The sequence below is a fragment of the Burkholderia sp. BCC1999 genome, assembly GCF_905339975.1.
Taxonomy (GTDB): Bacteria; Pseudomonadota; Gammaproteobacteria; order Burkholderiales; family Burkholderiaceae; genus Burkholderia.
Window position 1 is genome coordinate 91,682 of sequence record NZ_CAJPHP010000012.1, and the last position, 26,846, is coordinate 118,527.

Genomic DNA, 26,846 nt, shown 5'->3' on the forward strand with positions numbered 1-26,846 from the left:
GTTAATAGTTGAATCCCTGCCGATATCCCCGGCAGGACGGGTATTGCACGGTTTGCCGGGGTGTCGGCGATCAATGCGCGTCGAGCCGCCCCCGGTGCTCGCGCGACCGGCCGTCGTCGTCGACCGTGTCAAAGAGGATTTCGTTCGCCGGTGGGCCGGACGGCGCATCGAGCGGAATCTCGGTGCGGCCGAACGGCTCGACGTCGACCGCGCCACCGGCCAGCACGATGGGCCGCCCTTGCACGACGACCCGCGTCAGCGTCACGTAGTACGGCGTCGGGTTGACCGACACGAGGACGGGATGCGCCGCCGCGTCCGACACCGTCCACCTCAGGCGATCCGGTGCGTCGCGCGGATCGCCGTCGATGCCGCGCGGCCGGTACAGCAGCTTCATGCGCAACCGGTACGCGATGCGCAGCATGTTGTCGGCCTGCCCGGCTGGCGGAACTTCGAGCAGGTTGATCCAGAAGCGGGATTCCCGATCCGTTGCCAGTTCGTCGCCCATCGCGCGCACCTGTACCGCCAGCGCCTGCTGCGGGTCGAGCCGCGCAAGCGGCGGCGCGACGACGAAGGGCACGCGAAGGCCGCCCGGATCCGCGTTCGCGTTGCCGTCGTCGAGCCATATCTGAACGAGGATCGGCGTGCTGCCGAGATTGCGGGCGGCAATGGTCTGCGCACGCGCACCGCCGGAATAAATGAAGCGCGTGCCGACGACCGACAGCGCTGCCGACGCGGGGAGGGAAACAATGGCCGGCACGGACGCGGCGGCCGCGAGCAACGCCGCCCGGACCACGCCGAGCAGAATGTGCGCGTTGCATGACATGGACGGCAGCCGGGTCGCGAGCGACACGAAACGGGGGAAAACGAAGCGCATCGAACTACGGCCTCCCGGCTCGCGGCGGCAGCGACGCGGGCGAACGGCACACGCGAGTGAGCGTCACATAGCCCGTGCCCGCGCGTTGCTCCGCCGGCACCGAATAGTCGATCGCGCACTGCTGATCCTGTCGCTGCCCCCACTCGACCCGGATTCGGCCGTCATGCTCGGCGCTGCGCACGAACAGGCGACTGCCCTGACCGACTGCCCCGAGCGGCGCGCCCGTCCGTGCATCGAGCGCGCGCGCGGCGAACGGCAACGGGCGGCCGTCCTCGGTTGTCGCGTCGATCAGCAGCGCGCGCGCCTTCACCGTATCGTATGAAAGCATCACGACCGCGCCCGCGCGGGGCGCGACGCTGCGTGAGACCGTCGTCATCTCGACATCGTCCGCCACGTCCTTCGGATCGATGTCGATCCGGTTGAGCTGATAAGGGACGAGGCTCGGAATGATCGCGTAGCCGAACCGGTTGACCCTGGCATCCGAGTTGCCGACCGACGCGCCTTGCGCATCCGGCGCGCGCACGACACCGACCGTCTCGCCCAGCGTCGGCCCGGGCGTCACGCCGCCCGGGTGCACCACCAGCCCGCCCGACGCACTGAGCGACGCCTGCTGGTAGCCGCTGCCCATCCCGAAGTTGCCCGCGAGCGACGCCGTCGGCGTCCGGTAGCCGACGCCGAAACTGCCCGACGACGCGCGGTTGCTGCCGTCGTAGGTCGCCGACAGCGAGTACGAGCCGTCGCCCTGTTCGCCGAAGCGCCCGGACACGCCTGCCATTGCGCTCGTGCCCGCGCTGCTGTCGTGCGTGACGAGCGTGTTGAACGTCGGTGCGCGACGCGCATGCTGGCCGAGCGGAATCGACACGCTTACATTCGCGAGCGTGTTGCCTTCCGGGCGCCCGAACGACGACATGCCGGCCGACATGTTGCGCACCCGCTGGACCGACGCGCTCAGCGTCACGTCGCGCCACTGCTTGCTGTAGCCGAGCGTGAAGCTGAGCGTCTGGCCGCGTCCCGCCCAATAACTGAGCGACGAGCCGTTCAGATAGACGTTGCCGGCCTGCCCGATCTGCTGGCTGATGTTGAGATCGACGCGATTGCGCAACCGGGGAAACGCGTCGACCGACAGCCCTTGGGCGGCCCTGCCGGCCAGTTGCAACGCATCGCTCAGGCCGAGATAGCCTTTCGTCGAATAGCGATACGCGAGCAGCGAGAAGTTCGTGCCGCTGTTCGGCAAATTCTTGCTGTACGACACACGGATACTGGACCCGTTCATCCGCTCGGCGCCGGCCGGCTGCGTGCGCGCGACCGTGACGTCGGCCGCGATGCCGCCGATCGGCGTATTGAACGCGATGCCCATCAGCGCCGACTGGTAGCGCCCGGCGAACGCGCCGCCGCCGTATGCCGTCACCAGGTTGTTGATCCCCCGCTGCACGGTGAACTGGCCGACATACTGCGCACCGCCGCCGGTACCTGAACCGAAATCGATCGCGCGGCCCGCCATCGCGCTGAATCGCGTGCTCCCCGGCCGCAGCAGCTGAACCGTCGTCGCGAACGGCACGATGAAGCTGTGCGCATCGCCGTTCGCTTCGGTCACCGTCACATTCAGGTCGCCGCCGTAACTCATCGCCTGCAGGTCGTCGATCTCGAACGGGCCCGGTGCAACCGTCGTTTCATGCACGAGATAGCCGCGCTGGCGGATCGTCACGCGCGCGTTGGACTGTGCAACGCCGCGCACGACGGGCGCGTAGTAGCGCAGCGTATCGGGCAGCATCCGGTCGTCACTCGAGATCTGGACGCCGCGAAACGATACGGCGTCGAACAGATCGCCGCTCGTCGAGCTTTCCCCGACGAGCAACTGGGCCCGCCATGCAGGCAGATCCGTCTGTGCGTAGACGTTGCCGCGCTGGTAACGCACGACACCGCGCTGCGACCAGGTGAAATTGCCCGTATGGCGAATCCGGAACGGCCCGGCGTTCGCCCCCATCGTCAGCCCCGTATAGAGCTGCGCGAACTCGTAGCCGCCAGCACGCGTCGTAAACGCCATCGCGTTGTAGTTCACGAGTGCGGCCGGCACGCCGTTCGTCCAGGTCGACGGGTCGACGTAAGTGCTCCGGTTCGCGAGCCGCATGTAGAACTGGGGGACGACCAGATACAGCTTCTGTTCGTCCTGATCGAACGACAGCTCGGCGCCGGGAACATGGCGGGAGATCGGCTCGCAAAGCAGCCCGTCGGGCATCGGTTCAGGCCGCGCATCGCGATCCTGGCCGCGCTCGCTGCGCGCCAGATCGACGCCCGCGCGCTGCAGCATCGCACGGTCGTAGCACGGCCGAACGCGGCCGTCGCCGGCGCGCCGGAACGAGATCTCCTCCACACCGCGCCATTGCCCGTTGACGACGAAATCCACGCGACGCTGCCCTTCCGTCAGCACGTTCGGACGCTCGTAGGGCGTCGTGTCGATCGGTGTCGCCCCGGCCCCGTGCATCAGCATCGATTCGTCGAAGCGGACCGTGTCGCCAGCCTGCGATGTCGGTTCCGCCGCAACCGGCGTGTCGTGGCCTGTATCGTCGTGCGCCAGCGTTGCGGTTGCCGCGGCCGCGCGCTCCACGAGCAGGCCCGCGCTCGCGACGGCGACCGCCACCGGCGTCAGTGCCGATGCGATTGCCCGCCGACGCGATCGCGATCGGCGGCGAGACGCTGGTACCGGGGCGTGCAAGGTAGGAATAACCGAAAAGCTCTGCATGAGAAATTGCGTTATTTCGCATGCCGAATCAACTGGTCGTCGTATCGACCCGTGAAACGGCGTGTTGAATCGTGCCTCGACACGGTGTGGCCGGACGTCCTGCTCAGTCCGCCAGTTTTTTCGTTATCGTGGTGCGGCCGCCGTAGTCGTCGATGACCATGTACCGCACGGTTGCCGGCTTGCGCGTCGATGCCGCAACACCCGGCAATACAAACTGCGCGCGGTCAAACGGTGCGACCATTCCGCCGCCTGCCGATACGAACGTGCCACCCGCATCGCTCTCCACCTTGCCGAACGAAACGTAATACGGCGTGGGGTTGGCAACCTCGAGCACGACCCCGCGGCCGCCCGTGCCAGGCGCTGCCGCAGCCGTTTTCCAGACCAGTTGATCGGGTGCGGCATCCACGCCGTCGGCGATCGCCGTCGGTCGAAAGAAGAGTTTGATGCGCGTCCGGAATCCGAAGCGCAGCTGGTTACCGGCATCCTTCGGGCCGGCCGGCACCTCGAGTACGTTCAGCCAGTAGATCGATTCGCGGTCGCCGGGCAGCGATGCCGGCGTGTGCGTGATGCGCAGCACGGCACTGCGGCCGGGCTCGACGCGCTTCAGGGACGGAGCAACGATGAACGGCACCTGCAATTGTTCGGGCGGCACGTCGACACGGCCATCGTCGACCCAACTTTGCGCAAGCACCGGTTGCTCCGACGTGTTTTCGACGCGTACCGTCACGTCGCGCTCGCGTTCCGGGAAAACCACACGCGTGCCGTTCAATACAAGCGCCGCCTGCGCCGGCACGGCGCAGGCAGCCCATGCCATGACGCAACACGTCACTACATAATTAATAGTCCGAAATGACAAGATCATGGCATGGAACCTGGACAGCAACGATCAGTAGTAAGCGAGCGTGTAGCGGATAAACGAATTGCCCGAGCCGGTCTTGATGGCGGCCTGATCGACCGTCGACACGTAGGCGGCCGAATAGGTCAGCGTCGCTGTATTGTCCTTCACGGTTGCGACCTGCGCATCCGCCATGTTTTGCGGCTTGCCGAGCCAGATCTTGCCGGCCTTGCCGTTGCCGGCGTCGCTGACCTGAATCTCCACGCCTTCGGCCGGTTTCGTCCCGACGAGCTTCAGGTTGCCGGTGGCCGGATTGACGTTGACCGATGCCGGGTCGAAATCGATCACGACCTTGGTATCGTCGGTACATCCCGCGTTGCCGCCGAGATTCAGCGCAAACGGCACGGGTGTGGACGTCGAGCCTGCCGTGGCGAACGTGCTCGGGTTGATATGGTCGCCCAGCGACACTTCGCGGATATTGTCTACGCCAGGCGCCTGGCCGTTGATGTTGCACGTCACGTCCGAGATGCTTCCCTCGAACTTGATCGTCCCGTCGTATGCATGGGCAACCGTCGGAGCCAGGACTGCGCTTGCGATACCGGTCGCAATCCAGCACCGAAGAAGTTTCATCTTCATTTCCACTTTCCTAAGAGATTGATTGGCTTGTTGCATAGCGGCCGACATGCGCAATGCCGCTTTCTTCAACGACATGGCGCGAAATGACGGCCGCGCCGTCATTCCCGGGAAAGCGGAATACTCCGCTTCCCTTCGAATACTGACGACCACGCCATTCTATTTATTCGAGCCAGAAATTAATATCGTACAAGTATGAAATTGACGGAATCGAAAGCATTCTTGAAGAACTGGATTCGGGCAGTTTATTTGCACATCCGCCATCGAAACGGCTTTCCAGCAAACGAGGCCATTCCGGCACGTCTGTACCGCCATCCTGGCAGGCCATCCAACGAATGACTCAGGCATGAGTAGAGAATTGCGTCAATACGCCCAATGACATATATTTTCCAGTCAACAGAAAAGTCCCAATTCAATAAATAAAGTTGAGATAAATCTCAATCCATTTACTAGAATTTATGATTTAACTGAAAAGCGGCCATGCCAACGGGAAAAAGCAATGCACCATTGTCCGATGTTTTCGTTTTTTACTACTGCGGTACGTCGAGAGAACGCGCGACGTCCATTACCGCAAATCCGAACGGCCTGGGCCGGAAGGCAAGGAAATATCGTGATGCAGGCCGGCGCCTGCATGCGTCGGTCGGGCGACCGCGCACGAAGTCTGCGCGCTTCGCGCAGACGTGATGGGACCGATCGTGGCGCCATGGCCGGCGGCACGCTAAAAAAAGACGCCCGCTGCACGCAGCGGGCGCGAATCCCAGTCAAGGAGGTGTCACACGAACTACAGGCCCAGATTAAGGAAATCGCGTGCAACGGACAACGAATCGATTCCCATATCGATATGACGGGATACGCTCATGCCGGTACTTCCCGGGTCGCACAGTGGATGCCGCCACCGCCCGATGCGATGCCGAGGATGTCGACCTGCACGATCGCACGGTTCGCCGCATACGGCCGGATCGCGGCAACCGCGGCCGCGTCGGCCGCCGCGTCGTTGAACTTCGGCATCACGATCGCGCCGTTGCACGTGTAGAAATTGATGTAACCGGCCGCGAAATGCGACATCTGCCGCGCGCTCAGCGTCGTACCGGCCGACGTGCCGTAGTTGACCGGCGGCACGAACTCGACGATCTGCAGCGGCCGGCCGTTCGCGTCGGTCTGGCCGGCCAGGCGTTTCCGGTTCGCGTCCGTCAATGCGCGCTCGCCGGTCGAATTCGATGCGTCGTAACAGCATGCGACCACGCCGGGCGCGAGAAAGCGCGCGTAGAAATCGACGTGACCGTTCGTGATGTCGGTCTCGTCAGCCGGCGACGCCGCGCCGCCGGCACCACCCACGCCGCTGCCGCGCGGGTAGGTCGCCGTGCCCGGCAGCCAGATGATCTTCTGCACGCCGAGCGTGCGCTTCAGTTCGGCGAGCACGGTATCGCGGGCCGTCGGCAACAGCGTCGCGTTGGCAATCGCGCCGTTCGGGATGTCGAATAGCTGCGGATTGCGGTTCACGTGCAGCACGGCCGACTCGGTGAGGATCGCCGTCGCGTCGCCGTCGAATTCGATCGCGCCGCCTTCGAGCGTCAACGTGCTGCGGATCAGGTTCGCACCTCTGGTCTGCGCCATCCAGCCCGCCACCCTGCTGTCCTGGCTGAACGACTGGAAAAACTTGCCCGCTTTCGACCGGTTGCTCGCGGCCAGGATCGCTGGCGGAATCGTCCCCGTACCCTGGCCGGCGCCGTCGGTGTTCGCGTTGCCCCAGCCGTTGAAATTGAAGCCGATCGCATTCAGCGCATTGCCGTTCGCCGTGTCCCGGACGAACACGCAACCCGTGTCGCGGACCCAGAAATCGTTGAAGCCGTCGGCAAGCGGCACGAGGGTGATCCCGCCCGTACCCGCGGCGCGCGTCGCATAGCGCGCATGCAGGTCCGGATTCGCGACGCTCGCGGTCGCGAGCAGCGCGCGCGCCGCGTCCAGATCGACCGGCAGCACCAGCATGTTGACCGGTTCGGTTGCGCCGATCGCCTTCGCGACGTCCATCAGGTCGGCCCGCACGCGGTCGATGCCGGCATCCGTACTCTGTGACGTGACGGGCGCCCAGATGCCGTCCACGGCGGACGCGAAGGTCATGTAGGTCAATGCGTGCGGCATATCTTCGGCCGGCATCCGGTACCCGGCCTGCCGTGCCGACGGCGTCGGGCGCGACGCGGCGGCCGCATCGGACGCGCCGCCGCCGTCGCCGCCACCGCACGCGGCCAGGCTGCCCAGCAGCGGCATGCCGAGCCACGCGGCCGAACAGCGGATGAAACTGCGTCGGCCGGCATCCGGCATGGGCGGCGCGTGCGGGTTCGTACTCGCGTTGTTGCCTTTCTTCGTCATGTATTTCAACTCCATTGCGCGGACGGCGCGCAGGCGTGCGCGCCGGCTTCCGTCCCGCGGGACGGATTCCGCCTTGTTTTCAGTAGTCAGGAAAGACTGGAAAATTGAAGCAGCCTGCGGACCGGTCACGCGGACCGGCCCGTCGCCGTGCTCAGGCCGGCTGCTGTTGCGTGGTGCAGTGGATGCCGCCGCCACCCGCGGCGATGCCGTCGATGTTCAGCTGGATGACCTCGCGGCCGGGGAACAGGTCGACGAGCGTGTCGCGCGTATTGCGGTCGGCACGACTGTCGCCGAATTGCGGCGCGATCACCGCACGGTTGCACACGTAGAAGTTGATGTAGCCCGCCGCGAACTCCGCGTTCTCGTAGGCGTGCCGGACCGTCTTCGGCCCCGGCAGCACGACGACCTTCAACGGGCGCCCCTTCGCATCGGTGGATTTCCGCAGGATCTCCAGATGCTGCCGCGTCACCGCGTGATCGTACGACGACGGATCGGTGTCGAGCCCGGCCACCACGACGCCCGGGCTCGTGAAACGCGCGTAGAAGTCGGTATGCCCGTCGGTGATGTCCTTGCCTGCGATGCCGGGCAGCCAGATGATCTTCTTCAGCCCGAGCAGGCGGCTCAGCTCGGCCTCGCACTGGGCCTGGCTGACGCCCGGGTTGCGGTTTGCATTCAGCACGCAACTGCGCGTGATGATCGCCGTGCCCTCGCCGTCCACCTCGATGCCGCCGCCTTCCAGCACGAGCTTCGTGTCGATCAGCCGCACGCCGGCGCGCTCGGTCACGAACGGTGCGACTTCCGCGTCCTGGTCGTGTTCCTGCTTGTTGCCCCAGCCGTTGAAATTGAAGCTCACGCCGCCGAGCTGGCCCGACGCGTTCTTCACGAACACGGGCCCCGTATCGCGCATCCACAGATCGTCGACCGGATGCTGGACGAGCTCGACCGACGAGCCGCACAGCCGCGATGCGATCGCATAGTCCTGCTCCCGCACCAGCATCTTCAACGGCTCGTGCGCCGCGATTGCCTTCGCGACGGCCGCGAGGTTCTCGCGCACCACCGGCAGCAATCGCGCGCCCCAGATGTCCTCGCTCGGGCCGAACGCCATCCAGGTCGCCGTGTGCGGCGCGCCTTCGTCCGGCATGTGCCAGGTGGCGCCCTGCTGCGCGTGCGCGGCGCGGCCGAACAATCCGCCCAGCGTACCGGCGGCCAGCGCCGCGCCCGATACGGACAGGCCGCGTTTCAACAGTTGACGTCGTGTGGTCATGGCATTCCTCTTTCGCTTGCCGGTTGCTTCAATGATTTCGTGGTGCGCCGTCATGGCCGCGCGGTCTTGAAGCCGAGCCAGGTCCGGCCTTCCAGACGCATCGTGGCCGGCGACTCGGCGATCGGCGTGAACAGTGTGCGCCGGGTCGCGTCGTCCGGATAGATGCCCGGATCGCGAACCAGCGCCGGGTCCATCAGCTTCAGCGCGCCCTGGTTCGCGTTCGCGTAGCGCGTCGAGTTCGAGATCTTCGCGATCACGTCCGGACGCAGGATGTAGTTGATGAACGCGTGCGCGTTGTCCGGATGCTTCGCCGACGCCGGGATCACCATCGCGTCGAACCACATCAGGCTGCCGATGCGCGGGATGTCGTACACGACGTCACGCTTCGGATCGCGCGCCTTCGCCTTCTGCGCGGCCAGGTTGATCGCACCGGAGAAGCCGACCGTCACGCACAGCTCGCCTTCGATCAGCTCGTTGGCGTCGGACGACCCGACGAACTGGCGGATGAACGGCCGGACCTTCATCAGCATCGCCTGCGCGGCCGCGTAATCCTGCGCGGACGGACGCATCGGATCGCGGCCGATGTAGCGCAGCGCCAGCGGCAGCACCGTGCTCGCGGAGTCCTGCAGGCCCAGCCCGCATTTCGCGGCGACGCGCGCCGCGATCGCCGGGTTGAACAGCAGGTCGAGACTGTCGGCCGGCATGTCCTTGCCGAGGATCGCGCTCACCTTCGCGCGGTCGTAGCCGACGCCCACGGTGCCCCACATGTACGGCACGCCGTACTGGTTGCCGGGATCGGACTGCGCCATCTGCTTCAACAGCGACGGGTCGAGATACTTCAGATTCGGCAGCCGGCCCTTGTCGAGCTTCCGATACACGCCGGCCTGGATCTGCTTGGCCATGAAGTCGTTGGTCGGCCACACGAGGTCGTAGCCGCTGTTGCCGGTCAACAGCTTCGACTGCAGCGTCTCGTCGCTGTCGTACGCGTCGTAGCGCACCTTGATGCCGGTTTCCTTCTCGAACGCGGCAATCGTATCCGGCGCGAAGTAGTTGCTCCAGTTGTACAGGTTCAGCACCTTCTCTTCGTCGGCGCGGGCCGCACCGGCCAGCACGCACAACGCGAGGCCCGGCGCCGCGACGCGCAGCCATCCTTTCCGTTTCATGGCGAACCTCTTATCGATAACAGGACGACACGCCGTCGCTGGTCAGCAACGTGCGATACATCTCCGGGCGGCGATCGCGGAAAAAGCCCCACGATTGACGGTCGGCGCGGATCGCGTCGAGGTCGAACGTCTGCACGAGCACGGCTTCGTCGGTGCGGTTCGCCTCGGCCCGTTTCTCGCCGGTGTGATCCGCGATGAAGCTCGACCCGTAGAACACGCCGGTCAGCCCATGCTGCCGCGGATTGCCGTTGCCGAAGCCCGTTTCGCGTCCGATCCGGTTGGCCGCGACGACCGGCACCATGTTGGCCGCCGCATGGCCCTGCATCGTGCGCTGCCAGTGGCCGGCCGAATCGAATTCGCTGCTGAACGGCTCCGAACCGATGATGGTCGGAAAGCACAGGATCTCGGCGCCCATCAGCGCGAGACTGCGCGCCGTCTCCGGGTACCACTGATCCCAGCAGATGCCGATGCCGATCCGCCCGAAACGCGTGTCCCACACCTTGAAACCGGTGTCGCCCGGCGTGAAATAGAACTTCTCCGTATAGCCGGGCCCGTCCGGGATATGCGTCTTGCGATAGACGCCGAGTACGCGTCCGTCCGCATCCGCCACGGCGATCGAGTTGTACGCGGCATTGCCCGCACGCTCGAAGAAGCCGATCGGCAGCACGATGCCGAGCTCGCCGGCCAGCGCCGCGAACCGGGCGATCTGCGCATTGCCTTCGAACGGCTGCGCGAGTTCGAGATGGCGCACGTTCTGGTCGAGACAGAAGTACGGCATCGCGAACAGCTCCGGGCACAGCACGAGATTCGCGCCCTGTGCGGCGGCCACGCGGATCAGGCGCTCCGCGGTGGCCATGTTGTCTTCGAGATTCCAGCTGCCCGACGCCATCTGCACGGCGGCGACGGTAATGTGTTTGGACGGCATTGCGTTGCTCCTCGGTAGGACCGGAAACCGCTGATGGAACGTCGCTCAGCGCGCGACGGAAGGCTGCTGCTGCGTCGAACAGTGGATGCTGCCGCCGCCGATCGACAGCGTTGGAATCGGCAGCATCTCCACCTTACGCCCCGGGAATGCCAGGCTGAAAGCGTCGCGTGCGGCCTCGTCCTGCTCGACACCGAACGCGGTCACGATCACCGCGCCGTTCACCAGGATGTAGTTCGCGTAGCAATCGCAATAGCGCTCGGAGCCGAAGCGTTCGCTGACGATCGGCGACGGCAGGTCGAGCAGCTCGAAACGGCGCCCCGCCGCATCGGTCGCGAGTTCCAGCGCACGGCGGTTTTCGCGCATCACGCGGAAATAGTCGCCCTGCTCGGGTACGGCGGTCTGGCACAGCATCCGGCCGGGCGCGATGAACGACGCGATGCCGTCGACGTGCCCGTTCGTCTCCACTTCGTCGGGGTTGCCCGGCAGCCATACGATCTTCTCGACGCCCAGCATCCGGCGCAGCTCCGCCTCGATCTCCGTGCGGCTCAGGTGCGGATTGCGGTTGGGATGCAGCAGGCAGCTCTCGGTCGTGACCAGCGTGCCCTGCCCGTCGACGTAGAACGAGCCACCTTCCAGCACCATGTGCGAGTTGAAGATCTCGGCGCCGGCCGCACGCGCGATGTCCTGCCCGGCCTGCTGGCAGCCGTCGTACGGCTGATACTTCTCGCCCCAGCAGTTGAAGCGGAACACGGCCGCGCCGAGCCCGTGCTGTTCGCTCACGAGGAAAATCGGTCCGCAGTCGCGCAACCAGTTGTCCTCGGCCGCGACGGGCAGCACGTCGACGCTCGGGCCCACCAGCGCTCGCGCGGCGTCGGCCTGGCTGTGGTGCACCGCGACCACGCAGCGCTGGTAGCGCGCGATCGTCCGCGCAACCAGCGCGAATTCGCGGCAAACCTGCGCGTAATGCGTCCCCCACAAGTCCTCGCGGTCTTCGAGAACCGGCCATCCGAGCCACGTGGCGTGCATGGATTCCCATTCGGCGGGCATCCGGTAACCGCGCTGGCGAGCATCAAAGCGACCCATCGATCCGACTCCGTTGTGATTGATGAGCGATTGTCCGTCAGGTTAAACTTGATGAATATTGATATTTCTTGGCCGAATTAATCAATTCAACTCATATCTCCATGCAACGCGTTCCGTCCCTGAAACTGCTGAGCGGCTTCGAAGCCGCGGCCCGGCTGGGCAACTTCTCGCGTGCGGCCGACGAGCTTCACCTGTCGCAATCGGCGATCAGCCATCAGATCCAGCAGCTCGAAGCGCAACTCGGGCAGCCGCTGTTCCGCCGGCGCGGCCGCGGCGTCGAGCTGACCATCGCCGGCGAGGTCCTGCAGCGCAGCGTGCAGCGTGCGATGGACACGTTGCGCGGCGGGCTCGACCGCATCGCGACCTACCTGAACCCGGGGCTCGTCGTGCTGGTGTGTCCGGCGCCGTTGCTGCACGGCTGGCTGCAGCCGCGCCTCGAGCAGTTGCAGCAGGTGCTGCCGGACCTGTGCCCGCTGCTGTCGACCGACGAAACGGCGCGCTACGTCGACGAGATCGACGTCGACATGACGATCGGCACGCGGCCGATGCTGCAGCCCGGCCTGGTCGATATCCCGTTCATGCGCGACGAGTGGGTGACGGTGTGCGCGACGCCGCTGGCCGAGACGCTCGCCCGCGTGCCGCGCGCCGAACATGCGCGGCACGCGGGGCTCGTCTGCCTCGAAGCGAGCCTGACCGACGAGCGTATGGCGACCGTTTTTCGCGAACAGCTGTCGGATTTCCGGATGCAAGCGATCTATGACGATCAGCGGCTGGTACTGGACGCCGTGCAGCGCGGCCGCGGCATCGCGTGCCTGCCGCGCCTCGTCGCCCAGGCGGGCCTCGACCAGCACGCGCTGACCGTGCTCGCCGACTACCCGCGCCTGCCCGGCACCACCTGGTGGCTGTCGCGGATGGAAGGCCCCTCGCGCTCGCCGATCGTCGAGCAGATGTTCGACTGGCTGGTCGAGCAAGGCATCCTGTCGAGCGTGGCCGACCCGGCGCCCGACCGCGCGAAGCCGCCGTCCGCGTAATCGCGCGCCGCAAAAAAACGTCCCGCCGGTTGGCGGGACGTTCGTCATGACGCACATGCGTGCAACGCGCAGCCGATCACGGCTCGTGACGCAGATAGCCTTCCTTGCTCGGGTCGCGCATCCGCCACGACACGATCAGGGAGATCGCGCACAGCACGGTCACGTACCAGTAGAAGGTTTCCTCGCTGCCGATCGACTTGAACCACAGCGCGACGTACTCGGCCGAGCCGCCGAAGATTGCGTTCGCAACCGCATACGACAGGCCGACGCCCATCGCACGCACTTCGGGCGGGAACATCTCGGCCTTGATGAGGCCGCTGATCGACGTGTAGAAGCTGACGATCGCCAGCGCAACCGTGATCAGCACGAACGCGGCCACGGGGCTCGTCACGTCCTTCAGCGCATGCATCAGCGGCACGGTGCCGATCACCGCGAACGAGCCGAACAGGATCATCGACGTACGGCGGCCGATCCGGTCGGACAGCGCGCCGAATACCGGCTGCATCAGCATGTAGACGAGCAGCGCGACGGTCATCACGTTGCTGGCCGTCTTCGCGTGCATGCCGGCCGTGTTCACGAGGTACTTCTGCATGTACGTCGTGAACGTGTAGAAGATCAGCGAGCCGCCGGCCGTGAAACCGACCACCGTGAAGAACGCGCCCTTGTGCTCCCACACGCCGCGGATCGTACCGGCATTCTTCTTGTCGCGCGATTCGCTGGTCGACGTCTCGTCGAGCGATTTCCGCAGGTACAGCGAGATCAGCGCGGCCGCCGCGCCGACCACGAACGGAATGCGCCAGCCCCATGCCTTCAGCTCGTCGGTCGACAGCGTCTGTTGCAGGATCACGAGCACCAGCAGCGCGCACAGCTGGCCGCCGATCAGCGTCACGTACTGGAACGACGCGAAGAAGCCGCGGCGCCCCTTCAGCGCGACTTCACTCATGTAGGTCGCGCTGGTGCCGTACTCGCCGCCCACCGACAAGCCCTGGAACAGGCGCGCGACCAGCAGCAGCGCCGGCGCGAGCGCGCCGATCTGTGCGTAGGTCGGCAGCACCGCGATCACGAGCGACCCGCCGCACATCATCAGCACCGAGATCATCATCGCCGCGCGGCGGCCGTGACGATCGGCGATGCGGCCGAACAGCCAGCCGCCGATCGGACGCATCAGGAAGCCGGCCGCGAACACGCCGGCCGTGTTCAGCAGCTGCGTCGTCGTGTTGCCGCTCGGGAAGAACGCCGGCGCGAAGTACAGCGCGCAGAACGAGTAGATATAGAAGTCGAACCACTCGACGAGGTTGCCCGATGAGGCGCCGACGATGGCGAACACGCGCCGCCGGGTGTCATGCGCGGACAGCGCAGCTTGGTCGGTCTGGACGTCCATGGGTTGGTCTGTTCCTTTTAGTGCTTTCTGGGCGAGACGGCTGGGGGCCGTCGCGTGCGATCGCACGTGGCACCGGTTCCGGCGCACGGCGCTACGGGATTTTAGCGAAATGTAAAGTAACAAGCGCTCCGGGTTCGTCCGGATGTAGAAAAATTTTCTCCCGCCACGTGTTCGTCATATGAAAACGCCAGCCGTCAGGCTGGCGTCCGATGCAAACATTTTCGAAGGCACCGATCAAACGCGGATCTCCGGCGGCACGTAGCGGCACTCGTAGCGCTTGCGCACGGTACCGGCCTCGTCGACGCTTTCCAGGTACACGTCGAACTGCCAGAGCCGCGCCATGTGCTTGAGTACTTCGTCGCTGTCGTTCGACAGGTGACGGTTGTCGGTCATGAAGTGGCGCAGCGTGAGGCTGCGGTCGCCGCGCGTGTTGACGGCCCACACCTGGATATTCGGCTCGCGGTGATGGATGTCGTACTGCCGCGACAATGCCTGCCGCACGTACTGGTAGCCGGAATCGTCGTGGATCGCCGAGACCTCGAGCGAATCGCGCATGTCGTCGTCGAGCACCGAGAAGAGCCGCATGTCGCGGATCAGGCTCGGCGACAGGTACTGCGCGATGAAGCTCTCGTCCTTGAAGTTGCGCATCGCGTAATGCATCGCCGGCAACCACGGGGTGCCCGCGATCTCCGGAAACCACTTGTAGTCTTCTTCCGTCGGCGCTTCGCAGATCCGCCGGATGTCGCTCATCATCGAGAAGCCGAGCGCATACGGGTTGATCCCGCTGTAGTACGGCTTCGTGACGGGCGGCTGGTAGACCACGTTGCTGTGCGAATGCAGGAACTCCATCATGAAGCTGTCTTCCAGCTTCCCCTGGTTGTACAGCGTATTGAGCAGCGTGTAATGCCAGAACGTCGCCCAGCCTTCGTTCATCACCTGCGTCTGCCGCTGCGGGTAGAAATACTGGCCGATCTTGCGCACGATGCGGATCACTTCCCGCTCCCACGGCTCGAGCAGCGGCGCATTCTTTTCCGCGAAATACAACAGGTTTTCCTGCGGCTCGGGCGGATAACGGCCTTCCTGCTCTTCCATCAGCTCGGGCTTCTTGCCCGGCAGCGTGCGCCACAGTTCGTTCACCTGCGACTGCAGGTACGCCTCGCGTTCGCGCCGCAGCGCGGCCTCCTTCGACAGCGAAGGCTTCTGCGGCCGCTTGTAGCGGTCGACGCCATAGTTCATCAGCGCATGACACGAATCGAGCAGTTCCTCGACGCGATCGAGACCGTAGCGCTCCTCGCATTCCGCCACGTAGTTCTTCGCGTACACGAGATAGTCGATGATCGCGTGCGCGTCGGTCCACAGCCGGAACAGGTAGTTGCCCTTGAAGAACGAGTTGTGCCCGTACGCCGCGTGCGCGATGACGAGCGCCTGCATCGTCATCGTGTTCTCTTCCATCAGATACGCGATGCACGGATTCGAGTTGATGACGATTTCGTACGCGAGCCCCATCTGGCCGCGACGATAGCTCTTCTCGGTCGACAGGAAGTGCTTGCCGAACGACCAGTGACGGTAGTTGACGGGCATCCCGACCGACGCATATGCGTCCATCATCTGCTCGGCGCTGATCAGTTCGAGCTGGATCGGGTAGATATCGAGCTCGTATTGTTCGGCGACCTGCGAGATGTGCGTGTCGTATTCCTCGAGCAGTTCGAACGTCCAGTCGGACGGGCACGGCAGCGGCTTGCGTTCGGCAACGTTCATACGCGCTTCCTTTTGCCCTGAGCCGGGCAAGTCGGCGGCCGGCGGCGGCGGTTCGGCCTGCCCGCGTTGCTGCGATGCGGCAGAGCCGGCCGTGTCGTCGCCGGAGGGGCGCGGCGCGTAGCCGCGCGACTCGTTGTGCAGATGGCGGGTCGTCATGACATTTCCACCTGCTTTTCGAACAATTCGCGAAACACCGGGTAAATGTCGGCAGCCGATTCCACTTTTTTCATCGCGAGATGCGGCTGCGACAAGGCCAGTTGCGCGTATTCCAGCCACAGGTTCTGCTCTTCCGGCGCGACCTGGATATACGCGAAGTAACGCGTCTTCGTGAGGATATCCTCTTCCAGGATTTTGCGACACTTGGGCGAATCGTCGGTCCAGTTGTCGCCGTCGGACGCCTGCGCGCCGTAGATGTTCCACTCGGTCGGCGAGTAGCGCTCGTTCATCACCTTGCGCATCAGCTCGAGCGCACTCGACACCACCGTGCCGCCGCTCTCGGTCGAATGGAAGAAGGTGTCCTCGTCGACTTCCTCGGCACGCGTGTGGTGACGGATGAACACCACCTCGATGCGCTCGTAGTTGCGCTTGAGGAACAGGTACAGCAGGATGAAGAAGCGCTTCGACAGATCCTTGCGCTGCTCGTCCATCGAGCCCGACACGTCCATCAGGCAGAACATCACGGCCTGGCTCGACGGTTGCGGCTGCTTCACGCGGTTGATGTAGCGCAGGTCGAACGGATCGATGAACGGAATCCGCCAGATGCGCCCCTTCAGGTGATGGATCTCGGCCTCGAGCACCGCGATCTCCGCGCGCCGGTCCTCCGGATCGCTCTTCATCGCCTCGAGCTGCGCCTCGAGCTCGCGCAGCTCGTTGACGAGCGGCGAGCCGAGCGCGATGCGACGCCCGAGTGCGCTACGCAGCGAACGCACGACATCGATGTTGTTCGGCGTGCCTTCCGCCGACCAGCCCGCGCGCACGTTCTTCCAGCTCGGCACCGTCAGCAGGTGCGTCTTCACGAGGCGCGGCAGTTCGAGATCGTCGAAGAAGTACTGCATGAACTCGTCGCGCGACAACTCGAACACGAAGTCGTCCTGCCCTTCGCCCTCGTTGCTCGCCTGACTGCCTCCGCCGCCCGAGCCGCCCTGCGGACGCGGGATCTTGTCGCCGCGCACGTAGTCCTCGTTGCCGGGGTGCACGTATTCGCGACGCCCGCCCGGCCCGTGCCGGAAATTCGGCTCCGCGATGTCCTTGCGCGGGATCGTGATGCTCTGCGTGCTCTGGATATCCTTGATGCTACGGTCGCGCACCGCGTCGGACACGGCACGACGAATGTAGTTCTTGACGCGACGCAGAAAGCGTTCGCGGTTGGCGATACTCTTGTTCTTGCCGGCCAGCCTGCGGTCGATGATTTGATGAAGCACTGCCGGTCTCCCGCTCGAAAGTCGATCTGCCGGGACGCTCGCCGCACATGCCGTCTCCCGTCATGCGGGCGGCGCCTCTGAAAGCGCCCGCACGGCGAGGCCGTACGGGCGCGGTACCGCGCGCGTCATGATGACTTGCGCACGCGCAGGTACCAGTCGCAAAGCAGCCTCACCTGCTTCGGCGTATAGCCCTTCGCGACCATCCGGTTCACAAAGTCCTCATGCTTGCGCTGTTCCTCCGCCGAACCCTTTGCGTTGAACGAAATCACCGGCAACAGTTCCTCGGTATTCGAGAACATCTTCTTCTCGATCACGACGCGCAACTTCTCGTAGCTCGTCCACACGGGGTTCTTGCCGGCGTTCGCCGCCCGTGCGCGCAACACGAAGTTCACGATCTCGTTGCGGTAATCCTTCGGATTACTGATGCCTGCCGGCTTCTCGATCTTCTCCAGCTCCGCGTTCAGCGCGGCGCGGTCGAAGCTCTCGCCCGTGTCGTGATCGCGGAATTCCTGGTCCTGGATCCAGAAGTCCGCATACGTGACGTAGCGGTCGAAGATGTTCTGGCCGTACTCCGAATACGACTCGAGGTAGGCCGTCTGAATCTCCTTGCCGATGAATTCCGCGTAGCGCGACGCGAGCACGTCCTTCACGAAGGACAGGTACTTCTGCTCGGTTTCCGGCGGGAACTGCTCGCGTTCGATCTGCTGCTCAAGCACGTACATCAGGTGCACGGGGTTGGCCGCGACCTCGCTCGAATCGAAGTTGAACACGCGCGACAGGATCTTGAACGCGAAGCGTGTCGACACGCCCGTCATCCCTTCGTCCACGCCCGCGTAGTCGCGATATTCCTGGTACGACTTCGCCTTCGGATCGGTATCCTTGAGATTTTCGCCGTCATACACCTGCATCTTCGAGAACAGGCTCGAATTCTCCGGCTCGTGCAGGCGTGACAGCACCGAGAACTGCGACATCATCTTCAGCGTGCCCGGTGCGCACACGGCCTCGGCCAGCGACGAGTTGCGAATCAGCTTCTCGTAGATCTTGGTCTCTTCCGATACGCGCAGGCAGTACGGCACCTTCACGACGAAGATCCGGTCGAGCAGTGCCTCGTTGTTGCGGTTGTTGCGGAACGCCTTCCACTCCGACTCGTTCGAGTGCGCGAGGATGATCCCGTCGAACGGAATCGCGCCGAAGCCCTCGGTGCCCTTGAAGTTGCCTTCCTGCGTGGCGGTGAGCAGCGGGTGCAACACCTTGATCGGCGCCTTGAACATTTCGACGAACTCGAGCAGGCCCTGGTTCGCGAGGCACAGGCCACCCGAGTAGCTGTACGCATCGGCGTCGTCCTGCGCGTACTGTTCGAGCTTGCGGATATCGACCTTGCCGACCAGCGACGAGATATCCTGGTTGTTCTCGTCACCCGGCTCCGTCTTCGCGATGCCGACCTGCCGCAGGATCGACGGATAGCGACGCACCACGCGGAACTGGCGGATGTCGCCGTTGTATTCGTGCAGGCGCTTGACGGCCCACGGACTCAGGATGTTTTTCAGGTAGCGGCGTGGAATGCCGTACTGTTCCTCGAGGATCGGGCCGTCTTCGTCGTAGTCGAACAGCCCGAGCGGCGATTCGTTGACGGGCGAGCCCTTCAGCGAATAGAACGGCACGCGCTCCATCAGTTGCTTCAAACGCTCGGCGATCGACGACTTGCCGCCGCCCACCGGGCCCAGCAGATAGAGGATCTGCTTCTTCTCTTCGAGCCCTTGCGCAGCGTGGCGGAAGTACGCAACCACCTGCTCGATCACTTCCTCCATTCCGTAGAACTCACGGAATGCCGGATAGACCTTGATGACCTTGTTCGCAAAGATGCGCGACAAGCGCGGATCGTTGCGGGTATCGATGTGTTCAGGTTCCCCGATTGCTTCCAGCATGCGTTCACCAGCCGTCGCGTACGCGGATGGATCGTTCTTGCAGAGCGCGAGATACTCCTCCAGCGAGAGCTCTTCCTCTCGCGTTTTTTCGAAGCGGTTCGCGAAGCTGCTGTAAATATCCATGCTACCTCCCTCGCCTGAGTCTGAAGACGTGCCTGCCTTCGTACGACTGCGCAGAAGCAAGCGCGTTCGAATTCATCCTAAACCCTTTCTTATTTTTTTTCACGAACTCTTCGTATGAAGTTCGTCATTCTCGACAACACCGCTTGGACAACGCATTTCGTCGTTTTACAATTGTCGTCCCGAGCCGCAGAAACTGCATCCGTCACGTCTCGTCGAACGACGGAACGTCTTGTGCGTTGGACACATCCGACGTCGTCGCTTCCCCCTTCATCCCTAGACGTTCGAGCAGCCGCATGCGATGACACGTTGCGCGCGCCGTTACAAATTTTTTTCGCAGCGCCCTTACGGAGATACCCGTACGACGGATGCGGGAACGTGATTGATGCTGCACGCGTACACGTATCCATCGATGCAGGACGCGCGACGCTCGCGACGATGCACGATCGATCATTCGCGCTGTCACATTTCGTCTGCCGCGGAAACGACAACGCCCGCATGTCGCGGGCGTCGTTCATCACCAAATGGGGATAGATGCGCGGCACGCGCGAATCAGAAGGTCTCCCAGTCGTCACCGCCGGCGGTAGCGGCAGCCGGTGCCGGCACGGCAGCGGCCACGGCGGGCTTGCGTGCCGGCATCGTCGCGGCCGTGCGCTTCGGCGGTGCATCGCGATCGTCGCGCGCAGCGACCTGCACGGGCGCGGCAACCGCAGCGGAAGGCGCGCGCGACACGTGACGCGCCGCAACCGGCGCGACAGCGCGCGCCGCTTCGTCATCGAGCTGGAATACCGCTGCCGTCTCACGCAAGCGCCCGGCCTGCTCGTCGAGCGACTGCGCGGCGGCCGCGGCTTCCTCGACGAGCGCCGCATTCTGCTGCGTGACTTCGTCCATCTGCGCGACGGCACGCGCGACCTGATCGATCCCGCCGCTCTGCTCCTCCGACGCCGCCGCGATCTCGCCCATGATGTCGGTCACGCGCTGCACCGCGCCGATCACGTCGCTCATCGTGCGCCCCGCTTCGTCGACCAGCGTCGAACCCGTCCGGATACGCTCCACCGACGCGTCGATCAGCGCCTTGATTTCCTTCGCCGCGCTCGACGAACGCTGCGCGAGGCTGCGCACCTCGCCCGCGACGACCGCGAAGCCGCGGCCTTCCTCGCCCGCACGCGCGGCTTCGACGGCCGCATTCAGCGCAAGAATGTTGGTCTGGAACGCGATTCCCTCGATGATCGCAATGATGTCCGCGATCTTCGCCGAGCTGTCGTTGATCTCGCCCATCGTGCCGACCACCTGGCCGACCACCGTATTGCCCTTGTTTGCAATCTCCGACGCATTCGCGGCCAGCGAACTGGCCTGGCGCGCATTGTCCGCGTTCTGTTTCACGGTGCCGGTCAGCTGTTCCATGCTCGACGCGGTTTCCTGCAGTGCGGCGGCCTGCTCCTCGGTGCGCGACGACAGATCGATGTTGCCGGCCGCGATCTGGCGCGCCGCGGTCGCGATCGACTCGCTGCCGCCGCGCACGGTGCGCACCGTGTCGACCAACCCGCGCTGCATCTTCGCGAGGCCGTCGAGCAACTGGCCCATCTCGTCGCGCCGGTCCACGACGATCGGACGGCGCAGGTCGCCGGCGGCGATTGCGTCGAAATGCGACAGCGCGTCGGCGATCGGGCGGCCGATCGCACGGCTCAGCGTCAGCCACGACAGCAGCGCGGCGCCAACGCCGGCCAGTAGCGCGACGATCGACAACACGCGCAGCGTGTCGAACACGGATTCCGCCTGGTTGAAGCTCGCCTGCGCATCGGTGAACTGGAAATTGCGCAACGCTTCGCTGGACACCGCGAGGTCGTTGTAGAGCGCCTGGAGCTGCTTGGCGCCGTCGCCGATGCGATCGCGCTGGTCGGCCCCGAGGATGCTCGCGAACGCGTCACAGGCGCGCTGCAGCGCCAGCCGCTTCGCGGCGACGTCCTGCGCGAGCCGGTCTTCTTCCGGGCCGCGCGGCAGCGCGAGGTACTTCTGCCACGATGCGTCGGACTGCGTGCGCATCCCGTGGCTGCGCTCGACGGCCGCCGCCGAGTCGGGCGTGCCGGCCAGCAGCGCCGCGCGGTCGAGCGCGAGGCGTTCGCGCGCGGCGAACATTTCCGCGACGGCCACGTCGACCGCGCTCGGCATCTGGTTCGTGAAAATATCGCGCGTCGAATCGTTCGAACGCGTCATCCCATACAGCCCGAGCACGCCGGTCACGCCCAGCAGCACCGCCAGAAACGCCATCGTCAAAGCGATGCGCGCACGAATCGTCAGGTTCCTGAACACCATCATCCATCCTGTGTTGCGTCGTCATGAACGGGCTCGGCCCGTTGCGTGGAAGCATTGCTTCACTCCGTGCATTTACGACCGTGCAGTGCACAACTTGATGGTTTTATATGTATTTTTTCGAATTATTCGTCTGTTTATTACAGATAGCTGAATAATTATCCCGGCACCCGATGGATGCGGAAAACATGACGGAACCGCGGCACGCCCAGGTTTCAGCGTGTTGCAGTCGGCGCGGCCGGCCGTCCCGGGAGACGGCCGGCCGCGATACGGAATCGTGAGTCGGAGGATTAGCCCTGATCGGCCAGTTCGGCGCGGGTCGGAATCGACGGTTGCGCGCCCGCGCGCGTGACCGACAGTGCCGCCGCGCGTTGCGCGAAGCGGATGGCCGTGTCGACGTCCGCGCCGGCCGCAAGCCGGGCGGAAAAACCGCCGATGAAGGTATCGCCGGCGGCCGTCGTGTCGACGGCCTGCACGACCGGCGCCGGATAGTGCCGCGCGGTGCCGTCGGCCGTCAGCGCGAGCACGCCCCGCGCGCCGAGCGTGACCAGCACGTTGCGCGCGCCGCCGGCCTGCAGCGCCCGTGCGGCGGTTTCCGCCTCGGCCGGGTCGCGCACGGGCAGCGCGGTCAGCGCGGCCGCCTCGACCTCGTTCGGGATCAGGTAATCGACGAGCGGCAGCCAGCCATCCGGCAGCGGCGCGACGGCCGGCGCCGGATTGAGCACCACCGTGCGGCCGAGCCGACGCCCGGCCGACAGCGCCGCGAACACGGCGTCCGGCGGCGTCTCGAGCTGGCAGATCAGCACGTCGGCCGACGCCAGTACGGCCTCATGCCGCGCAACCGTCCCGGTCGTGACCTCGCCGTTGCCACCCGCGACGATCACGATCGCGTTCTGGCTCGCATCGTCGACGACGATCAGCGCGACGCCGGTTGACGCCGACGCGCTCGTCGCGAGCCCCGAGCAGTCGATTCCTTCGGCTTCCAGGCCCGCGCGTAGTGCCGCGCCGTGCGCATCCGCGCCGACGCAGCCGATCATCGCGACCTGCGCACCGAGCCGTGCGGCGGCGACGGCCTGATTGCCGCCCTTGCCGCCTGCCGCCTGTGCAAACGCATGGCCGGCAAGCGTTTCGCCCGGCAGCGGCAGCCGGGGCGCTCGCACGACGAGATCCATGTTGAGGCTGCCGACCACCGTCACGCGGCCGGTGTTCATTGCGTGCGCGGTCATGCGCGACCGCCCGACACGGGCGGCTCGCGGTAGACAGCCGTCGATTCGCGCAGCACGAGGCGCGGCGACACCACGCGGCGACGGCTCGGCACGGCCGTCGAGCCGCCGCCGATCCGCTCGATCAGCGTCTGCGCAGCCATTTCGCCGAGCGCGCGCACCGACTGGCCGACCGTCGACAGCGCCGGATACGTGTAGCGGGAAAATTCGATGTCGTCGAAACCGATGATCGAGCAGTCGTCCGGCACGCGCAGCCCACGCTCGGCCGCCGCGCGCAGCGCGCCGACGCCCATCAGGTCGTTGCCCGCGAAGATCGCGCTCGGCCGCACGGATTCGAACAGCCGCGACGCCGCGTGATAGCCGCCAAGGCACGAGAAATCGCTTTCCGCGATCGCGCCCGGCACGATATCGACGCCGCGCTCGGCCATCGCGCGGATGAAGCCGTGCACGCGCATCGCGCTGACGGCCGTGTCGGTCGGCCCCGTGATGCAGCCGATCTTCGCGTGCCCGAGTTCGAGCAGGTGGCGCGTCGCCAGATACGCGCCGCGCTCGTGGTCGATCTGCACGAGATCGGCCGCGAGCCCTTCGATGTTGCGGTCGACCACGACGAGCGGCGCATGGATATCCGCGAGCGTCTGTGCGAGCACCGCGTCCTCGCCGGCCGATGCGACGATCAGCCCGTCGATGCGCTTTTCCTGCAGCACGCGCAGATAATTGCGCTGCTTCACCGGATCGTCGTCCGAGTTGCAGAAGAACACGCAATAGCCGTTGGCCGCGCACTGATCCTCGATGCCGCGCGCGAGCTCGGCAAAATACGGATTCGTGCTGTTCGGCACGACGAGGCCGATGGTCGCCGTCGCGCGCGCCTTCAGCGAGCGCGCCACGGCCGACGGCACGTAATTCAGCTCGCGGATCGCACCCTCGACCTTCGCACGCACGTCCGCGGACACCGGCCGCGAATTGTTCACCACGTGCGAGACGGTCGTAAACGACACGCCCGCCATGGCTGCCACATCCTTGATCGTCGCCATTTCCCGTTTCTCTCTGGTCTGTTCTGTCTGTCTTTCTACCGCGCGCGCGAGCGCCGGCTGCGATACGTATCGAGCACGACGGCCACCACGATCACCGCGCCGGTGATGATCCGTTTCGTCGGCTCGTTCGCGCCGATCTGCGCCAGCCCCGCGGCCAGCACGGAGATGATCAACACGCCGAAAAACGTGCTGATCACCGAGCCGCGCCCGCCCATCAGGCTCGTGCCGCCGATCACGACGGCCGCGATGACCTGCAGTTCGAGGCCCACGCCCGCATTCGGGTCGGCCGCCTCGAGCCGCGAAATCTGGAACAGCGACGCAAGCCCCGCGAGCGCGCCCATCAACGCGAATACGAGAATTTTATACGGACGCGGGTTAACCCCCGCAAGTCTGACCGCTTCCTCGTTCGTGCCGATCCCGACGAGATAGCGCCCGAACACCGTACGCGAGAGCACGAACTGGGCCGCGATCATCACCGCGACCGCAATCAGGAACGCCGGCGAGATGCCGAGCGCGATCGGGTTCGACAGGAAATCGAACGCGTCGCCGATATACGCCGTACGCGAATTCGTCAGCTGGTACGCGAGGCCGCGCGCGGCCTCCAGCACGCCGAGCGACACGATGAACGACGGGATCCGCCAGCCGACCGTCACCGCGCCGGTCAGCGCACCCGTGACGGTCGCGACCGCGATCCCGATCAGTGCGGCCGGCAGCGGCCCCCACTGCCATTTCAGCGCGGCGACGCTGACCATCGACGCGGCGAGCGCGAGCACCGAGCCGACCGACAGGTCGATCCCGGCGATGATCAGCACGAAGGTCATCCCGACCGACATCACGACGAGATCGGGAATCTGGTTCGCGATCGTGCTGAACGTGTCGTAGGTCAGGAAATGCGAGCTCAGCACCGAAAACAGCGCGATCATCGCCGCGAGCGCGCCGGCGAGCCCGAGATAGTTCGACAGGCCGAGGCGCGTGCCGGACAGCATGCGCGCGCGGCGCCCCGTCACGTCCTGCTGGGCGCCTGCGTCGGTCGGGGAAACGGGAGGCTGGGTCATTGCTGTCGTCCTGTCGTCGAATTGCCCGGAGCGGCGCCTGGCGCCTGCCCCGCGTCCGGATGCTGCGCGCCGCCCGGCGGCGTCTCGCGGCCGAAGCCGGCGAACGCCGCGGCCAGCAGCCCATCCTGGGTCCAGTTGCCGCGCTCGAACACGGCGGTCATGCGGCCGGCCGACATCACGCCGATCCGGTCACAGATCAGCATCAGCTCGCGCAGGTCGCTCGACACGACGACGAGCGCGCGGCCTTCACGCGCGAGCGCGCCCATCAAAGTGTAGATCTCGAACTTCGCGCCGACATCTATCCCGCGCGTCGGCTCGTCGAACAGCAGCACGCCCATGTCGCGCGCGAGCCAGCGGCCGATCACGACCTTCTGCTGGTTGCCGCCCGACAGCTCGCCGACCGCCTGCGCCGCACCGTGCGTGCGGATCCGCAGCGCGTCGATCTGCTGCTCGGCGAGTGCCGTTTCACGCGCGGAATCGACGATGCCGCCGCGCGCGAGCCGGTCGAGCTGGCCGAGCGACACGTTCGCGGTGATCGACTGCGACAGCAGCAGCCCTTCGCCCTTGCGATCCTCGGTAATCAGCGCGATACCCAGCTTCACCGCATCGACGGGAGAATCGATCTTCGCCGGCTTCAGCGGCTGGCCGACCGCGATCATCCCCGCATCCGGCGTATCGGCGCCGTAAATCAGCCGCAGCAGCTCGGTGCGCCCGGCGCCGATCAGCCCCGAGATGCCGAAGATCTCGCCCGCGCGCACCTCGAGCGACACGTCGCGCACGGCCGTCCCGCGCGTGAGCCCCGACACGACGAGCCGCGGCGCGCCGATATGGCGCTCGCCGAGATCGATCTGCTCGCCGATCTCGCGCCCGACCATCAGCGTGACGAGCCCGTCGGACGTCGTCGCGGCCATGTCGCCCGCATGCACGAGGCGGCCGTCGCGCAACACCGCGACGCGCTCGGCAACACGCGCGAGTTCCTCGAGCCGGTGCGAGATGTAGACGATCGCGACGCCGCGCGCCTTCAGCCGGTCGATCTGCTCGAACAGCAGCTCGACTTCGCGCGCGGTCAGCATCGCGGTCGGCTCGTCGAGAATCAGCACGCGGCAGTCGCCGATCAGGTTGCGCGCGATCTCGACCATCTGCTGATGGCCGATGCCGAGTGCGCCGACCGGCGTATCGGGATCGACCGCGTCGAGCCCGACCTGCGCCATCGCGGCACGCGCGTCCTCGCGCAGCCGCGCACGATCGATGATCCCGAAGCGGCGCGGCAGGCGGTTCAGGAACAGGTTTTCGGCGATCGTCAGCGTCGGCAGCAGGTTCAGCTCCTGCATCACCATGCGCACGCCGAGCGCCTCGGCCTGCGTGCGGCTGGCCGGCGCATACGCGTGGCCGCCGAGCTGCATCGTGCCGGTGGTCGGGTCGACGAGCCCGCCGATGATCTTCGACAGCGTGCTCTTGCCGGCGCCGTTCTCGCCCGTCAGCGCGAGCGCCTGGCCCGCTTCGAGCGTCAGCGTGACGTCGGCGAGCACGGGTTCGGCATAGGTCTTGCCGATGCCGGATACGGACAGCACGGGAGGGGCTGAACGGGAGGGTTGGAAGGTCGATTCCATCGCGATCCTGGTTGCGGCCGCGCGCACGCGGCGCGCGGGTGTGACGCTCACAAGTGCATGTGCATGCAGTGGCCGTGATCGCGCTCACTCCGGATAA

At 65.6% G+C, this 26,846-nt stretch carries 19 protein-coding genes; 1 reads left to right on the forward strand and 18 read right to left on the reverse strand.

Annotated elements, in window-relative coordinates; translation table 11 throughout:
• Positions 1-70: 70 nt before the first annotated feature.
• The 9 genes from U5809_RS18925 to U5809_RS18965 form a co-directional block, all read right to left on the reverse strand.
• Complete coding sequence (locus U5809_RS18925) at positions 71-874, reverse strand: molecular chaperone (RefSeq protein ID WP_322087686.1); 804 nt, start codon at positions 872-874, stop codon at positions 71-73.
• 4 nt (positions 875-878) lie between these two features.
• Positions 879-3,512 (reverse strand): fimbria/pilus outer membrane usher protein, encoded by a 2,634-nt coding sequence (locus U5809_RS18930; RefSeq protein ID WP_322087687.1) that lies wholly within the window; start codon positions 3,510-3,512, stop codon positions 879-881.
• A gap of 205 nt (positions 3,513-3,717) precedes the next feature.
• Positions 3,718-4,497, reverse strand: a complete 780-nt coding sequence (locus U5809_RS18935) for a molecular chaperone (RefSeq protein WP_322087688.1) — start codon at positions 4,495-4,497, stop codon at positions 3,718-3,720.
• A 3-nt stretch (positions 4,498-4,500) separates the two neighbouring features.
• Positions 4,501-5,235 (reverse strand): fimbrial protein, encoded by a 735-nt coding sequence (locus U5809_RS18940; protein ID WP_322087689.1) that lies wholly within the window; start codon positions 5,233-5,235, stop codon positions 4,501-4,503.
• A 702-nt stretch (positions 5,236-5,937) separates the two neighbouring features.
• On the reverse strand, positions 5,938-7,578 hold the full coding sequence (locus tag U5809_RS18945; protein ID WP_322087690.1) for an agmatine deiminase family protein: 1,641 nt from the start codon (positions 7,576-7,578) through the stop codon (positions 5,938-5,940).
• 22 nt (positions 7,579-7,600) lie between these two features.
• Positions 7,601-8,713, reverse strand: coding sequence for an agmatine deiminase family protein (locus U5809_RS18950; RefSeq protein ID WP_322087691.1), 1,113 nt, complete (start codon positions 8,711-8,713; stop codon positions 7,601-7,603).
• A gap of 50 nt (positions 8,714-8,763) precedes the next feature.
• The gene (locus U5809_RS18955; protein WP_322087692.1) at positions 8,764-9,876 is read right to left on the reverse strand and encodes a polyamine ABC transporter substrate-binding protein; all 1,113 of its coding nucleotides are present in this window, start codon (positions 9,874-9,876) and stop codon (positions 8,764-8,766) included.
• Between the two features lie 10 nt (positions 9,877-9,886).
• Positions 9,887-10,801 carry an N-carbamoylputrescine amidase gene (gene aguB, locus U5809_RS18960; RefSeq protein WP_322087693.1) on the reverse strand — a complete coding sequence of 305 codons (915 nt, stop codon included), beginning with the start codon at positions 10,799-10,801 and terminating at the stop codon, positions 9,887-9,889.
• Positions 10,802-10,846: 45 nt separating this feature from the next.
• Complete coding sequence (locus U5809_RS18965) at positions 10,847-11,884, reverse strand: agmatine deiminase family protein (protein ID WP_322087694.1); 1,038 nt, start codon at positions 11,882-11,884, stop codon at positions 10,847-10,849.
• A 101-nt stretch (positions 11,885-11,985) separates the two neighbouring features.
• On the opposite strand from U5809_RS18965, the gene U5809_RS18970 reads away from it, so the two are divergent.
• Positions 11,986-12,915 carry a LysR family transcriptional regulator gene (locus U5809_RS18970; RefSeq protein WP_176048092.1) on the forward strand — a complete coding sequence of 310 codons (930 nt, stop codon included), beginning with the start codon at positions 11,986-11,988 and terminating at the stop codon, positions 12,913-12,915.
• Between the two features lie 76 nt (positions 12,916-12,991).
• On the opposite strand, the gene U5809_RS18975 is transcribed toward U5809_RS18970, so the two are convergent.
• From U5809_RS18975 to U5809_RS19015, 9 genes are all read right to left on the reverse strand, one after another.
• Complete coding sequence (locus U5809_RS18975) at positions 12,992-14,296, reverse strand: MFS family transporter (protein ID WP_176048093.1); 1,305 nt, start codon at positions 14,294-14,296, stop codon at positions 12,992-12,994.
• A 234-nt stretch (positions 14,297-14,530) separates the two neighbouring features.
• Positions 14,531-16,210, reverse strand: a complete 1,680-nt coding sequence (locus tag U5809_RS18980) for a SpoVR family protein (RefSeq protein WP_282507441.1) — start codon at positions 16,208-16,210, stop codon at positions 14,531-14,533.
• Entirely contained in the window at positions 16,207-17,475 is a 1,269-nt protein-coding gene (locus U5809_RS18985; RefSeq protein ID WP_011351906.1) for a YeaH/YhbH family protein, read from the reverse strand. Before U5809_RS18985 ends, U5809_RS18980 begins: the two co-directional genes overlap by 4 nt.
• A gap of 125 nt (positions 17,476-17,600) precedes the next feature.
• Positions 17,601-19,523: a PrkA family serine protein kinase gene (locus U5809_RS18990; RefSeq protein ID WP_011351905.1), complete on the reverse strand. Its 1,923-nt coding sequence runs from the start codon at positions 19,521-19,523 to the stop codon at positions 17,601-17,603.
• A 549-nt stretch (positions 19,524-20,072) separates the two neighbouring features.
• Complete coding sequence (locus U5809_RS18995) at positions 20,073-21,833, reverse strand: methyl-accepting chemotaxis protein (protein WP_322087695.1); 1,761 nt, start codon at positions 21,831-21,833, stop codon at positions 20,073-20,075.
• Positions 21,834-22,120: 287 nt separating this feature from the next.
• Complete coding sequence (rbsK, locus tag U5809_RS19000) at positions 22,121-23,056, reverse strand: ribokinase (RefSeq protein ID WP_322087696.1); 936 nt, start codon at positions 23,054-23,056, stop codon at positions 22,121-22,123.
• Complete coding sequence (locus tag U5809_RS19005; RefSeq protein ID WP_176048098.1) at positions 23,053-24,084, reverse strand: LacI family DNA-binding transcriptional regulator; 1,032 nt, start codon at positions 24,082-24,084, stop codon at positions 23,053-23,055. Before U5809_RS19005 ends, rbsK begins: the two co-directional genes overlap by 4 nt.
• Before the next feature lie 35 nt (positions 24,085-24,119).
• Positions 24,120-25,139, reverse strand: coding sequence for an ABC transporter permease (locus U5809_RS19010; protein ID WP_322087697.1), 1,020 nt, complete (start codon positions 25,137-25,139; stop codon positions 24,120-24,122).
• Entirely contained in the window at positions 25,136-26,749 is a 1,614-nt protein-coding gene (locus U5809_RS19015) for a sugar ABC transporter ATP-binding protein (protein ID WP_322087698.1), read from the reverse strand. Before U5809_RS19015 ends, U5809_RS19010 begins: the two co-directional genes overlap by 4 nt.
• Positions 26,750-26,846 lie beyond the last annotated feature (97 nt).

What these genes read in the sequence shown, in the direction of transcription:
- U5809_RS18925 (WP_322087686.1), bottom strand. Translation starts at nt 874, where the DNA reads ATGCGCTTCGTTTTCCCCCGTTTCGTGTCGCTCGCGACCCGGCTGCCG.
- U5809_RS18950 (WP_322087691.1), bottom strand. Translation starts at nt 8,713, where the DNA reads ATGACCACACGACGTCAACTGTTGAAACGCGGCCTGTCCGTATCGGGC.
- U5809_RS18955 (WP_322087692.1), bottom strand. Translation starts at nt 9,876, where the DNA reads ATGAAACGGAAAGGATGGCTGCGCGTCGCGGCGCCGGGCCTCGCGTTG.
- aguB (WP_322087693.1), bottom strand. Translation starts at nt 10,801, where the DNA reads ATGCCGTCCAAACACATTACCGTCGCCGCCGTGCAGATGGCGTCGGGC.
- U5809_RS18965 (WP_322087694.1), bottom strand. Translation starts at nt 11,884, where the DNA reads ATGGGTCGCTTTGATGCTCGCCAGCGCGGTTACCGGATGCCCGCCGAA.
- U5809_RS18970 (WP_176048092.1), top strand. Translation starts at nt 11,986, where the DNA reads ATGCAACGCGTTCCGTCCCTGAAACTGCTGAGCGGCTTCGAAGCCGCG.
- U5809_RS18975 (WP_176048093.1), bottom strand. Translation starts at nt 14,296, where the DNA reads ATGGACGTCCAGACCGACCAAGCTGCGCTGTCCGCGCATGACACCCGG.
- U5809_RS18980 (WP_282507441.1), bottom strand. Translation starts at nt 16,210, where the DNA reads ATGACGACCCGCCATCTGCACAACGAGTCGCGCGGCTACGCGCCGCGC.
- U5809_RS18990 (WP_011351905.1), bottom strand. Translation starts at nt 19,523, where the DNA reads ATGGATATTTACAGCAGCTTCGCGAACCGCTTCGAAAAAACGCGAGAG.
- U5809_RS18995 (WP_322087695.1), bottom strand. Translation starts at nt 21,833, where the DNA reads ATGGTGTTCAGGAACCTGACGATTCGTGCGCGCATCGCTTTGACGATG.
- rbsK (WP_322087696.1), bottom strand. Translation starts at nt 23,056, where the DNA reads ATGACCGCGCACGCAATGAACACCGGCCGCGTGACGGTGGTCGGCAGC.
- U5809_RS19005 (WP_176048098.1), bottom strand. Translation starts at nt 24,084, where the DNA reads ATGGCGACGATCAAGGATGTGGCAGCCATGGCGGGCGTGTCGTTTACG.
- U5809_RS19010 (WP_322087697.1), bottom strand. Translation starts at nt 25,139, where the DNA reads ATGACCCAGCCTCCCGTTTCCCCGACCGACGCAGGCGCCCAGCAGGAC.
- U5809_RS19015 (WP_322087698.1), bottom strand. Translation starts at nt 26,749, where the DNA reads ATGGAATCGACCTTCCAACCCTCCCGTTCAGCCCCTCCCGTGCTGTCC.